Origin of the sequence: Streptomyces sp. NPDC055955 (genome assembly GCF_042270245.1) — a bacterium.
Taxonomy (GTDB): domain Bacteria; phylum Actinomycetota; class Actinomycetes; order Streptomycetales; family Streptomycetaceae; genus Streptomyces.
This window is the reverse complement of record NZ_JBHJYS010000009.1, coordinates 1-12,732: the sequence shown is the minus strand read 5'-3', so window position 1 is coordinate 12,732 and position 12,732 is coordinate 1. Positions and strand designations below refer to the sequence as shown.

At 73.2% G+C, this 12,732-nt stretch carries 12 protein-coding genes; 11 read left to right on the top strand and 1 reads right to left on the bottom strand.

Annotation, left to right across the window (positions count from 1 at the left end; translation table 11 throughout):
* Window positions 1-116: 116 nt before the first annotated feature.
* From ACFC96_RS19385 to ACFC96_RS19345, 9 genes are all read left to right on the top strand, one after another.
* Window positions 117-1,181: an AfsA-related hotdog domain-containing protein gene (locus ACFC96_RS19385; protein ID WP_376255589.1), complete on the top strand. Its 1,065-nt coding sequence runs from the start codon at window positions 117-119 to the stop codon at window positions 1,179-1,181.
* Window positions 1,178-2,224, top strand: a complete 1,047-nt coding sequence (locus ACFC96_RS19380; protein WP_376613291.1) for a 3-oxoacyl-ACP synthase — start codon at window positions 1,178-1,180, stop codon at window positions 2,222-2,224. Before ACFC96_RS19385 ends, ACFC96_RS19380 begins: the two co-directional genes overlap by 4 nt.
* A gap of 38 nt (window positions 2,225-2,262) precedes the next feature.
* On the top strand, window positions 2,263-3,915 hold the full coding sequence (locus ACFC96_RS19375) for an FAD-dependent monooxygenase (RefSeq protein ID WP_376613290.1): 1,653 nt from the start codon (window positions 2,263-2,265) through the stop codon (window positions 3,913-3,915).
* The gene (locus tag ACFC96_RS19370; protein ID WP_376255583.1) at window positions 3,912-4,940 is read left to right on the top strand and encodes a beta-ketoacyl-ACP synthase III; all 1,029 of its coding nucleotides are present in this window, start codon (window positions 3,912-3,914) and stop codon (window positions 4,938-4,940) included. The genes ACFC96_RS19375 and ACFC96_RS19370 overlap by 4 nt, the downstream gene beginning before the upstream one ends.
* Window positions 4,941-5,006: 66 nt before the next feature.
* Complete coding sequence (locus ACFC96_RS19365) at window positions 5,007-5,264, top strand: acyl carrier protein (RefSeq protein WP_376613289.1); 258 nt, start codon at window positions 5,007-5,009, stop codon at window positions 5,262-5,264.
* Window positions 5,261-6,502 carry a beta-ketoacyl-[acyl-carrier-protein] synthase family protein gene (locus tag ACFC96_RS19360; protein WP_376255579.1) on the top strand — a complete coding sequence of 414 codons (1,242 nt, stop codon included), beginning with the start codon at window positions 5,261-5,263 and terminating at the stop codon, window positions 6,500-6,502. The genes ACFC96_RS19365 and ACFC96_RS19360 overlap by 4 nt, the downstream gene beginning before the upstream one ends.
* A gap of 88 nt (window positions 6,503-6,590) precedes the next feature.
* A complete protein-coding gene (locus tag ACFC96_RS19355; RefSeq protein ID WP_376613287.1) occupies window positions 6,591-7,556 on the top strand; it encodes an aldo/keto reductase in 966 nt (321 codons plus the stop codon).
* A 31-nt stretch (window positions 7,557-7,587) separates the two neighbouring features.
* Window positions 7,588-9,375, top strand: coding sequence for a 3-hydroxyacyl-CoA dehydrogenase family protein (locus ACFC96_RS19350; protein ID WP_376613286.1), 1,788 nt, complete (start codon window positions 7,588-7,590; stop codon window positions 9,373-9,375).
* A 50-nt stretch (window positions 9,376-9,425) separates the two neighbouring features.
* Complete coding sequence (locus ACFC96_RS19345) at window positions 9,426-10,196, top strand: HAD family hydrolase (RefSeq protein WP_376613284.1); 771 nt, start codon at window positions 9,426-9,428, stop codon at window positions 10,194-10,196.
* On the opposite strand, the gene ACFC96_RS19340 is transcribed toward ACFC96_RS19345, so the two are convergent.
* Window positions 10,153-11,085: a ScbA/BarX family gamma-butyrolactone biosynthesis protein gene (locus ACFC96_RS19340; protein WP_376255571.1), complete on the bottom strand. Its 933-nt coding sequence runs from the start codon at window positions 11,083-11,085 to the stop codon at window positions 10,153-10,155. The genes ACFC96_RS19345 and ACFC96_RS19340 overlap by 44 nt on opposite strands.
* A 114-nt stretch (window positions 11,086-11,199) precedes the next feature.
* On the opposite strand from ACFC96_RS19340, the gene ACFC96_RS19335 reads away from it, so the two are divergent.
* Together ACFC96_RS19335 and ACFC96_RS19330 are read left to right on the top strand one after the other, a co-directional pair.
* Window positions 11,200-11,865 (top strand): ScbR family autoregulator-binding transcription factor, encoded by a 666-nt coding sequence (locus ACFC96_RS19335; protein WP_376255570.1) that lies wholly within the window; start codon window positions 11,200-11,202, stop codon window positions 11,863-11,865.
* On the top strand, window positions 11,858-12,613 hold the full coding sequence (locus ACFC96_RS19330) for an HAD family hydrolase (RefSeq protein WP_376613282.1): 756 nt from the start codon (window positions 11,858-11,860) through the stop codon (window positions 12,611-12,613). Before ACFC96_RS19335 ends, ACFC96_RS19330 begins: the two co-directional genes overlap by 8 nt.
* Window positions 12,614-12,732 lie beyond the last annotated feature (119 nt).

Below are 12,732 nucleotides of genomic sequence, written 5' to 3'. Positions count from 1 at the left end.
TTAGTGAACGCTTTGCCACCCCCCTCGACAATGGAATCAAGCGAGGAAAGAGAAAAGGAAATCCCGGATTCCGGGAGAATTCCCCGCTCGCCTCGCGCCGCATCAGGAGGACGAATATGAACACCGAGACCGCCGAATCCCCCGCAGCCAGGACCTGCCTGCCGGGCGCCGCGAACCTCGAATTCATGCGCACCGTGGACCGTTCCCTTCTCCACCGCTGGGCGCTCTCCGAGGTCTTTCTGACGGACAGCCGGCGGACCGGTGAGGACGACTACCTCGCCGCGGCCCAGCTCCCCCCGTCCCACGCCTACTACACCGAGCACACCTCGCGGCTCGGTGCCCCCGACCCGATGCTGCTCCTGGAGTGCTGCCGGCAGGCCGAGACGTACGGCGGGCACGAGTTCGCCGGGGTGTCGCGCCAGAGCAAGTTCCTGCTGCGGTCCTGGTCCATGGAGCTGCCGGGCCTGCTCACCCTGCCCGAGGAGGAGACACCGGGCGAGCTGCGGATCTCGGTGCGCACCAGCAACCGCCGCGGCACGCCGGGCGATGTGCGCCGGCTGACCTTCGGCATCGACATGAAGCTGGCCAAGCGCTGCCTCGGCTTCGTCAAGATGGACGTGGGCTACATACCGGCCGAGGTCTACGACGCCGTGCGCGTCCAGGGCCGCGGCAAGCCACTCGTCCCCTTCAAGGACATCCCGCGCGAGAACGCGTATGTGGCCCCGCACCTCGTGGGCCGCAGCTCCCCGTCGAACGTGGTGCTCGCCTCCGCCACCGTCAACACCGACAACGCCCACGCCACGGTGCGGATCCCCCTCGACAACCGCAGCATGTTCGACCACGGCCAGGACCACGTGCCCGGCATGGTCCTCATGGAGGCCGCCCGTCAGCTGTGCCTGCTCGGCGTCTCCGACCTGTGGGGCGCCTCCGTCAGCCGCACCACGGTCGCCGGCTTCGACTTCGACTTCATGCGCTACGCCGAACTCGACGCGCCCACCACGGTCCACATCCGCAAGACCGAGCCGTACGCGCACGAGGACAACCTCAGCCTGATGCTGCCCGACCTGCGGACCTTCCACATCGACTTCGTGCAGGACGGCGACGTCATCGCCTCCGGCCGGATGCACACCACGACGTCCGCGGCGGTCACCGCGCTGCCCGAGGGAGAGGAGTGCCTGTGATCCCCGGCCATGTGTGGCTGTCGGCCGCCCAGTGGCTGCCGCCCACCGCCGAGAAGACGGTCGACGCGCTCGCCGACGGCCGGGTGACGGCCACCGAGGCCGATGCCATGGGGTACGAGCAACTGCCCGTGTCCGCCGGGGAGTCGGCGCCGCAGATGGCCGTACGGGCCGCGCACCGCGCGCTGTCGCGGGTCGGCGCGAAGGCCGGTGACCTGTCGGCCACCCTGCACGCCTGGACCTACTACCAGGGCCACGACTTCTGGTCGCCCGCCCACTACGTGGCGGCCGGAACCGGCGCTCACGGAGCGATTCCCACCGGCATCCAGCAGATGTGCAACGGGGCGGCGGCCGCCCTGAGCACCGCGGTGGACCGCATCGCGGCCGACGGCGGCGACGCACCGGTCCTCGTGACCACGGCGGACCGCTTCGCCCGGCCGGGCTTCGACCGCTGGGCCGGCGACTACGGCGTCTGGTACGGCGACGGCGCCACCGCGGCCGTCGTCGCGCGGGCCGCCACCGCCGACGACGTACCCGAGGGCGCGCTCACCCTGTGCGCCCTGCGGACCCGGGCCGTCCCCGCACTGGAGAGCGCCCACCGCGACACCGGCGCGTTCCACCCGGCGCCGCACACGAGCAGCGCCGCCGTGGACGTGCGCCGCACCAAGAAGGCCTTCCTCGCCACGCAGGGCAAGCCGGAGTTCCTCGGCCGGCTGCGGCGCGAGACCAGCGAGGTCCTCGCCGACGCGCTGCGCGACGCGGGCATCGGCCGGGGCGGCCGGGAGCTGCGCACCGTACTGCTGCCGAGGCTCGGCCGGGCCACCGCCCGCGACGTGTACGGGCCGGCCGTCGCCGAGGTCACGCACGCGCCGGTCGCCGACCTGGGTGACCGCACCGGGCACCTCGGCGCGGGTGACCTCCTGTCCAACCTGACCGCACTGTCCGCGGGCGCGAGCCCGTACCGCCTCGAACGCGGCGAGTACGCCGCCGTGCTGAGCGCCGGCGCGGGATTCACCTGGAGCGCCGTCGTGGTGCACCGCCCCTGACCGCCGTAGCCACCGACTCGACGAAAGGCACACCTGTCATGACGATCCCTCTGCGCGAGGGCCCCGGCGGACGACGTCCCGTCCTCGTCGTGGGCGCGGGCCCCGTGGGCCTGGTGCTCGCCACCGAACTGCTCAGCCAGGGCGTCCCGGTGAGACTGATCGACAACTCGGCCGCCGGGCCCGTCCAGCACTCCCGGGCCAGCGTGGTCTGGCCGCGCAGCCTGGAGCTCCTCGGCCGGATCGGCGCCGCCCAGGGCGTCGTCGACGCGGGCAACCGCCTCGACTCCGTGCAGTACTACTCCGACAAGCGGGCCATCGGCGCCATCGAGATGAGCCGGCTGACCGACACCCCGTACCCGTTCGGCGTGGTCATCCCGCAGGACACCACCGAGGAGGTCATCCGCACCCGGCTCGCCGCCTATGGGGGCGAGATCGAGTTCGGGACGCTCACCGGCCTCGACACGTCCGGGCCGCGCCCGGTCGCCGAGGTGGCGGACGCCGAGGGACGCGTCGAGCAGATCGAGGCGGACTGGGTGATCGGCGCGGACGGCGCCCGCAGCGCGGTCCGCGAGTTCGCCGGCATCGAACTCCTCGGCACCGGCAACGACGTGCTCTTCGCCATCGGTGACGGCCCCGTCGACGGCGACATGGACCCCCACTCGCTCGTCTACTGCTACTCACGCACCGGCGCCCTCGGCATCGCGCCGTTCGGCAACGGGCAGTTCCGGCTCGCGATCAGCGTGCCGGACTGGGACAAGGAGCAGGGCCCGCCGCGCGAGCTGTTCCAGCACTTCCTCGACGAGCGCTCGCCGCGCCCCGGCCTGGTCGGCACGCTGGACTGGTCGACGATCTTCCGGGCCCGGCGCAGGGTCGCCGAGACGATGCGCGCGGGGCGCGTGTTCCTCGCGGGCGACGCCGCCCATGTGTTCAGCGCGGCCGGCGCGCAGGGCATGAACACCGGTATCCAGGACGCGGTCAACCTCGCCTGGAAACTCGCCGGGGTCGTGGGCGGCCTGTTCGAGCCGGGCATCCTCGACACGTACGACTCCGACCGGCACCTGGCCGCCGAGCGCATCGTCCTGACCACCGCCAAGCAGACCAGCTGGGGCCTGTTCAAGCGGCGCCACGAGATCGCGGCCCGCGACGGCGCGCTGCGCCTGGCCTCGCGCACCGGTCTCCTCCAGCGCTTCGGCGCCCCGCTGATGGCGCAGCACGACGTCAGCTACCGGCCCGCCGAGTCCCTGCGCGACACCCTGCCCGGCCTCACCCGCAAGGTCCGCGCCGGAGACCGCCTCCCCGTGTTCGCCGCGCACGGTACCCCCCAGAAGGGCGCCGAACGCTGGCCCTCGGTCGACCCGGCGCGGCTCTCGCTGCTGTTGTGGGCGGGCGAGCGCCAGGACTCCGACTGGGTGGCGAGCAGGGAAGCGCTGACGGCCGCCGCGCCCGAGGGCGTTCGTGTGCAGGACATCTCCGCCTGGCCGGGTTTCGCCCCCCTCCTCGGCAAGGCCCCCAAGGCCGTACTCGTACGGCCCGACGGACACATCGCGGCGCTGACCGCGCCCGACCCGGCCGAGGTGCGCTCGGCACTGCGCCGGGCGGGCAGCTCCTTCAAGGCCATGGCACGTCCCGTACGGACCGTGCCCGCGCGGCCCGTGCCGGCCGCCCACGAGGTCGAGGAGCTGGCCTCATGAGCCGCGCCGCCGTGGTCTGCGGTCTGGGCGGCGCGCTGCCCGCGACCGCCGTCAGCAACGACGAACTCGCCGCCCAGCTGGACACGTCCGACCGGTGGATCCGTACGCGTACGGGCATCGGCCTGCGCTACGTCGTCGCGCCGGGCGAGTCCACCTCGGACCTGGCCGTCGCGGCCGGGGAGCGCGCCCTGGAGTCGGCCCGCAGGACGGGCGGCGAGGAGGCGGCCGACGTGGACCTGGTGGTCCTCGCCACCAGCACGCCCGACCGGCCCTGCCCCGGCACCGCGCCGGGCGTCGCCCACCGGCTCGGGCTCGGCACGGTCCCCGCGTTCGATGTCGCGGCGGTCTGCACGGGGTTCGTGTACGCCCTGGCCACCGCCGCCTCCATGATCACGGCGGGGGTCGCCCGGCGGGCCCTGGTGATCGGCGCGGACACCTTCTCGACGATCCTCGACCCCGTCGACCGCACCACCCGCGCCATCTTCGGCGACGGCGCGGGCGCCGTGGTCCTGCGGGCCGGCGAGTCCGGCGAACCCGGGGCGCTCCTCGGCTTCGACCTGGGCAGCGACGGGAGCGGCGCCGACCTCATCACGGTGCGCGCCGGCGGCTCCCGCCAGCGCTCGACGGGTGAACCGCCCGCCGAGGGCGACCAGTACTTCGCCATGGAGGGACGGCCCGTCTTCACCGAGGCCGTGATCAACATGAGCGAGTCCTCGCAGCGCCTCCTCGACCGCGTCGGCTGGACGGCCGCCGACCTGGACAAGGTCGTGGCGCACCAGGCCAACGTCCGCATCCTGCACGCCGTCGGCGAGCAGCTGGGCCTGGAGGAGAAGCAGATCGTGGTGAACCTGGACCGGGTCGGCAACACCGTCGCCGCCTCGATCCCGCTCGCCCTGTCGGACGCGGCCGCCGCAGGCGACCTCGTACCGGGCCACCGCGTGGTCCTCACGGGCTTCGGCGGCGGCCTCACCTGGGGCTCGGCCGCGCTGGTCTGGCCGGACATCGAACCGGTCACCCAGCCGTAGGCCGTGACCCGCACAGTCTCAACTCACCTCACACATCACCCATTTCACAGAATTCAGGAGTCAGTCATGACCGCTCTTTCCATCGAGTCCCCCCTCAAGCACCAGGTCTCCGGCCTCATCAGCGACAAGTTCGGCCTCGACGAGGCGGAGCTGCTCTCGGGCGCCACGTTCGACGAGCTCGACATCGACTCGCTGATCCTCGTCGAGCTCAGCCTGATCCTGCGCAAGGAGATGGGCATCGTCCTGGTCGAGGGCGAGCTCAAGTCGTCCTTCACCCTCGACGAGGCCGTCGCCGTGATCGCCGCGAAGGCGGACCAGGCATGAGCGGGGTGGCCCGGGGCCGCGGAGTCGCGGTCACCGGCATAGGCCTCGTCACCCCCGCCGGCATCGGCGTCGACGAGAACTGGCGGCGCGTCCTGTCGGGCGTGTCCGCCGCCACCACCGACCCGGAGCTCAAGGGCGAACGGGTCGACATCTCCTGCCGCGTCCCCGGCTTCGACGCCACGGCGGAACTGGGCCGGCGCAACGCCTGGAAGCTCGACCGGTTCGCGCAGCTCGCCATCGTCAGCGCGCGGCAGGCCGTCACGGACGCGGGGCTCGACTGCGGGTCCTGGGACGGCACCCGCGTCGGCGTCGTCATCGGGAACTCGCTCGGCGGCGTCGCCACCCTGGAGAAGCAGCTGCGGACGTACTTCGAAGGCACGCCCGACGACGTGTCCGCGCTGATGATCCCGATGGGGATGGTCAACATGGTCGCCGGGTACGTGGCCATGGACCAGAAGATCCACGGACCCAGCCTCGTCACGGCGACGGCCTGCGCCTCCGGGGCGTCCGCCATCGGCACCGCCCGCGAGTGGCTGCTGTCCGGCCTGTGCGACGTGGTCCTCGCCGGCGGCACCGAGTCGGCGATCAGCCCCGGCACCCTCAACGGCCTGTCCCGCATGGGTGCCCTGTCGGCCCGCACGGACGACCCGGCCGCGGCGTCCCGTCCCTTCGCGCACGACCGGGACGGCTTCGTGGCCGGTGAGGGCGCGGCCATCCTCGTACTCGAACGGTGCGAGGACGCCACCGCCCGCAACGCGCGGCGCTACGCCGACATCGCCGGCTTCTCCGCGACGTCGGACGCGCACCACGCGACCGCGCCGCACCCGCAGGGCGCGGGCCTGGCCCGGGCCCTGCGGGACGCCCTGAGCGACGCGGGGGTGTTCCCCGACGAGGTGGAGCACGTGAACGCGCACGGCACGTCGACCCCGATGAACGACCTCACCGAGGCCCGCGCGCTGCACTCGGTGCTCGGCGACCGGGCGGCGGTGACCTCCACCAAGGGGGTCACCGGGCACACGCTGGCCGCGGCCGGCGCGGTCGAGGCCGCGTACACGGCGCTGGCGCTGCACCACGGCGCCCTGCCGCCCACCGCCAACGTGAACTCGCTCGACCCCTCGATCGACGTCGACATCGACGTGGTGACGGGCCAGGCGCGGCAGAAGCGGATCCAGGTCGCCGCGAGTACGTCGCTGGGGTTCGGGGGGCACAACGCCGCCCTCGTCCTCACCGCCGCCTGAACGGGCCGGGGCACCGGCGCCCCGGCCCGGCACCACCCCCGCACCTCTGTGCACATCTCCACATACCTCTACCGACAAGGGAGTTCGCGTGGAAACGCGTCAGCTCGGCACGACCGGCCTCGACGTCACCCCCGTCGGCCTCGGCTGCATGGGAATGAGCTGGGGCTACGCCGAGTCGCTGCGCGACGACGCGGCCTCGGTGGACGTGATCCGGCGCGCCCTCGACTCCGGCCCCCTCCTCGTCGACACCGCCGACGCCTACGGGGCGGGCCACAACGAGACCCTCGTCGGACGGGCCCTCGCCGGGCGCCGCGACGACGCCGTCGTGGCCACCAAGACCGGCATCGTCGTGGACGAGCTCGCCACCCGCACCCTGAGCCGCAACGGCTCCCCCGAGCACATCAGGCGCTCGGCCGACGCCTCGCTGCGCCGCCTCGGCGTCGACGTCATCGACCTGTACTACCTGCACCGCGTCGACCCCGAAGTCCCGCTCGCCGAGTCCTGGGGCGCCCTGGCCGACCTGGTGCGGCAGGGCAAGGTGCGCCATCTCGGCCTCTCCGAGGTCACCCCCGCGCAGGCGGCCGCCGCCCACGCGGCGCATCCCGTCGCGGCCGTCCAGTCCGAACTGTCCCTGTGGACCCGCGAACCGCTCGACCCGCACACCGGAATCGCCACGTGGTGCGCCGCCAACGGCGCCGCGTTCGTCCCCTTCGCACCCCTGGGCAGGGGGTTCCTCACCGGCCGCTACACCCGGCCCGACGACTTCGAGGAGGGCGACTTCCGCGCCACCAACCCGCGTTTCCAGAGCGAGGCGTTCACCGCGAACCTGCGCATCGTGAAGGCGGTAGAAGAGGTCGCCGCCCGGCACGGAGCCACCGCGGCCCAGGTCGCGCTCGCCTGGACGCTCGCCCAGGGCGACCACGTCGTCCCCATCCCCGGCACCAAGCAGCTGCGCTATCTGACGGCGAACCTGGCCGCGGCCGGCCTGCGCCTCACCTTCCAGGACCTGCGCGACCTGGACGCCGCGCCCGCCGCCACCGGCAGCCGCTACTGATGCCCCCACCCGCGAAGGCAGGAGCAGCACCATGGCCGACCACACCCGCACCACTCCCCCCACCGACACCGTTCCCACCACCGACACCGTCGCCTCCGCCGAGGGCACGCCGCCGCCCTTCACCGTGGCCGTTGTCGGCCTGGGCGGCACCGGGCTCGCCCTCGCGCGCCGCCTGACCCGCGCGGGGCTTCGCGTCATAGGCATCGACGACGACCCCGCGGCCCTGGTCAGGGCCCTGCGACTGAGCCCCGGGGAGCGTCCGCGCACCCTGACCCGCTTCCCGGCCGGCGTCGCCTCGGCCGACCTCGTCATCGAGGCCGTCCCGGAACCCGCGGCCCTGAAACGGACGGTGCTCGCCTCGTTGCGCGAGCAGCGCCGGCCCGGAACGCCCGTCCTCACCACCGCCCTCACCACCCCGCTCGGGGACCTCGAGGACGCCGCGGGACCCGACCTGTTCGCGCTGCGCTTCCTGCGCTCCGACGCGCTCGACGCCGTGGAGCTGGCCCGCGCCCCGCGTGCCGGGGACGCCGCGGCCGCCAGGGTCGTGGAGGTCCTCACGACGGCCGGGATCAAGGCCCATCAGGTCGGCGACCGGCCCGGCTCCCTCGCGCCGGGGCTGCTCCTCGGCCTCCTCAACGAGGCCGCGTGGATGGTCCACGACGGGTACGCGAGCGCCGAGGACGTCGACACGGCGGTGCGGCTCGGCTGCGGCTGGAGCGACGGGCCGCTGGCCGCGCTCGACCAGATCGGCCTGGACACGGCGCGCGATGTCCTCGCCCGCCTCGGCGACCTCGGCGGCGGCCTGCGCGCCCCGGCCCCCATCCTGGACGAGCTGGTCGCGCAGGGCGCGCTCGGCGCCAAATCGGGCCGAGGCTTCCACCGTTACGAGGACGGGGACGCCCCGCGGCGGACCGTTCGCCCCACGGCCCCGCCCGGACGCAACGTGGTCGTCATCGGCTCGGGCACGATGGCCACCGGGATCGCCGAGGCATGTGCGCGCGGCGGGTTCCGCACGACGCTGCTCGCCCGCTCCGAGGAGAAGGCCGCGGCCGCCGCCGAACGCATCGACTTCGCTCTCCGGCGCGACTCCGCCTCCGCAGACACCGGTTCCGACGAGACCGGCCCCGTCTCCTGGACCGCGACGAGCGACCGATCCGTGCTCGCCTCGGCGGACATCGTCGTCGAGGCCGTCGTGGAGGACCTGGAGGTCAAGCGGCGCCTGTTCGCCGAACTGGGCACGGTGTGCCCGCCGAACACGCTGCTCGCCACGTCGACGTCGAGCCTGCCCGTGGGCGCCTGCACGGAGACCGCGGGCCGCCCCGCGCACGTCCTCGGCCTGCACTTCTTCAATCCGGCGCCGCTGATGCCGCTGGTGGAACTGGTCCCCGGCGAGCGCACCAGCGCGCACACCCTCGCGCGGGCCCGCGCCGTGGCCGAGCGGCTCGGCAAGCAGACCGTGGAGTGCGGCGACCGGGCCGGGTTCATCGTCAACGCCCTGCTCTTCCCTTATCTGAACGAGGCCCTGGGCCTGCTCGACGCCGGTGAGACCACGACGGCGACGCTCGACCTGGCGCTGAAGTCGGTGGGCGGCCAGCCGCTCGGTCCCGTACGGCTGCTCGACACCGTGGGCGCCGACGTGGCCCTGGAGGTGCAGCGGCGGCTCCACGCGGAACCGTCGCTGTGGACACCGGCGCCCGCCGCGCTGCTCGAACAGCTCGTCACCGCGCGGCACTTGGGCCGCAAGACGGCCGGCAAGGGAGTGCGCGCGTATCTGACGGCGCGCGCCGCGGCCCCCGTTCCCGCCCCGGTCGCGGCCTGACCCGGCAGCCCCCTCACCCCGCACCTGCCCCCGTACGGAAGGCGGCTCACATGCCGGACGTCCCCATCTCCCCCGACAGCACCGGCGGTTCAGCCGTCGACATCGCGTTCTTCGACGTCGACGAGACCCTGATCACCGTCAAGAGCATGTTCCGATTCCTCGAGTTCCACTTCCAGGAGCGCGGGCTGCCGCCGTCGGCGTACGCCGAAGCGGCCGGCGACCTGCGGGCCAGGTCCGCCGCGGGGGTGTCCCGCCGGGACACGAACCGCGAGTACTACCGGCTGTTCGCCGGGCGTCCGGCGAAGGAGGTGTTCGCGCACGGGCGTGCCTGGTTCGACGCGGAGTGCGCGGGCGGCACGCTCCTGCACCCGCCCGCGGTCGAGGCCCTGCGCCGGCACCGCGCCGACGGCGCGACGATCGCCCTGGTCTCCGGCTCGTTCCGGCCGTGCCTGGAACCCGTCGCCCGGCTCCTGGGCGCCGACGAGATCCTGTGCAGCGAGCCGGAGATCGTCGGCGGCTGCTTCACCGGCCATCTGGAACGACCCGTGATCGGCCCGGAGAAGGGCCGCCTTGCGCGGGAACTGATGGCGCGGCGCGCGGTGTCCCCACCGCGCGCCGCCGCCTACGGCGACCACGCCTCCGACCTGGATCTGCTGCGTTCCGTGGGCCACCCGGTGGCGGTCGGGGACGACCTGGTGCTCGGGGCCCATGTCACGCGGGCGGGGGGCCGCACGCTGCCCGGGACCGGGCCGGGCGCGGCCGCCGGGGACGACCGGGCTATCGGCCGGACGGGGCCTTCGCGACCGACACGAGCGCGGTGAAGCAGAGCTTGTCCTCCTGGTGCATCGTCACCAGGATGCGGGCGCGGCCCTGCTGGTCGTCCGGCAGGGGCTGCGCGTCCACCCGGCACGGGCTGTCCAGCTCGACGTAGCGGTGGAAGACGGTCTCCATCGCCTCGGTGATCCCCGCCCTGGGGTGCCGCACGGCGCGGGCCGCCTGCTTGGCCGCCTCCAGGAGCAGGATGCCCGGCGCGTGGTCGCTGGGGTGGTCGAAGTACATCGGGTGGTGCGTGTCGACGCGCAGCTGCCAGCGGTCGCGCTCGTCGGTGGGCGACAGGACGGCGTCGCGGAACTCCTCGCTCGCCCCGGAGACCGGGGGCGGCAGCGGGCGGCTGCGGGCCAGCGCCAGCATCTCCATTGCGTCGCCGCGGGCGCCGCGCAGGCGCCGGTAGATCGCGGCGGGCTGGATGTCGAACCGGGTGTGGGCGGTGGCCAGTTGCTCGCCGTCGCGCAGGACCGTGATGTCGAGGGAGAGCGCGGAGACGACACCCCGGCGGCGCACGATGTCGTAGCACTTGATGTGCAGCTGGGGCCTGCCGCCGGCGCCGCCGCGGCCGAGCGCCTCCAGGCCGAGCGCGTAGCGGTACTCGTCCCACAGCAGGTGATGGCCGAACGGGACCTCGTAACCCGCGTGCGCGAGCAGCGGGAAGGTCTGCCGGATCGTCTCGGTGAGCAGCACCGCGTCGTCGCGGCGGCTGTCCTGGGTGCTCATCAGGCGGCTGGTGTCCGTCCAGTCCGCGGTGATCAGGAACTCGTCGTCGCCGATGCGTCTGAGGTCCGTGAGGAGAACCTGCGAGGCGTCGTGCTTGTGGACAAGTTCCTTGGTGACGCGAGCAGGTATCGAAGTGATCGTCGAAGCCATGTCGTTCATCAGTGACCCCCCTGTGTGAGCGCTGTCATGCGCTGCCCCCGACGCGGTAGCGGATCCGCGCCACAGCCAGTAACATAGAGGGCGTTCTTTTTTTTGTCGAGACCGGGACGTGGCATGGCAGCACCGAAGCAGGAACGCGCAGTTCAGACCCGGGAGCAGCTCCTGAGGGCCGCGGCCGAGGTCTTCGACGAGTACGGCTACGCCGGCGCGGGGATCAACAAGATTCTCCAGCGGGCGGGCGTGACGGCGGGGGCGCTTTACTTCCACTTCAAGAACAAGCAGGACCTCGCGCTGGAAGTCATGCACGCCCAGCGCACCACCATCGAGCCGCACGTGCCGTCCACCGGGCTCCAGCGCCTGGTGGACATCACCCTCATCTGGTCGCACTCGCTGCAGGCCGACCCGCTGCTGCGGGCGGGCGTGCGCCTCACCGGCGAACAGGCCAGCTTCGGCCTCCAGGACGCGTCCCCGTACGCGGTCTGGGCGCGCAGCTTCGAGGACTGCCTCGAAGTGGCGCGCGACAGCGGCGAGTTGCGTGAGCACGTGGAACTCGGCGAGCTCGCCGAGTTCGTCGTCGGCGCGTGCACCGGCATGCAGGAGTACGCGCAGGTCGTCTCCAAGCGGGCGGACCTGCCGCGGCGCACGGTGAACATGTGGAAGCTGCTGCTGCCCGGCATCGCCGCCGACCGGACCCTCGGCCTGATCGAGAACAGCCAGGAGCGCGCGAAGTCCCTGTGGACCGCACTGGGCGCGCACGACAAGGGGAGCGAAGATGACTGACCTGCCTCGCCGGCTGCGGCTCGCCGCCGTCAACATCGACGGCGTGCTGCTCAACGACACGTTCAGTCCGCTGATCCACCGGTTCGTCACCGGACGCGGCGGCGTGTACTCGGCCGCCGTCGAGCGCAGGATCTTCTCCCAGCGCCAGGCCGTCGCCGGCCAGGCCATGGCGGAGTCGGTGCCGCAGGACATGACGGGCCCGCAGGCGCTTCAGGCGTACTTCGAGGAGCGCGCCGACTATCTCGCCGACCACCCCGTGGAGATCATGGACGGCGCGCTCGGCCTCCTCGGCCGGCTGCGCGCCGCGGGCCTGCCCTTCGTCTGCTACGGCGGGCTCGACAAGTCGCACTTCGACGAGCATCTGGGCGCGTACGCCCACCTGTTCGCCGAGCCGCAGTACATCTGCACGAACGAGGTGCGGCCCGGCCTCAAGGAGATCACCGCGCACTTCGGCCTCGACCACGGCGAGGTGCTGTTCATCGACGACGTGGCGCGGGTGGCCGAGGCGGCCAAAGCGCTGGGCGCGCCGTTCATCGGCCACCCCAGCACCTTCGAGCACAGCCATCAGGCGGAGCTCATGCGGGAGACCGGGGTACGCCACCTCGTCGGCTCCCTGCACGAGATCGACGACGCCCTGCTGCGCACGCTGGACACGGAGGCGGCGGCCGGCACGGTGTGGCGGGGCGGCGGCGCGGACGCGGGCGGCGCGGACGGCGTGTCCAGGGGCCTTGCGGGAGCGGGGGTCTGAGCGGTCCGGCCTACTGACGCCCGCGCTCCGGCCGGCCCTGGGCCGGCCGGAGCGCGGGCGGTCAGGGCTCAGACGGCGCGGCCCCCCCCGTCCACCGGTACGGGCGCACCCGTGACGAA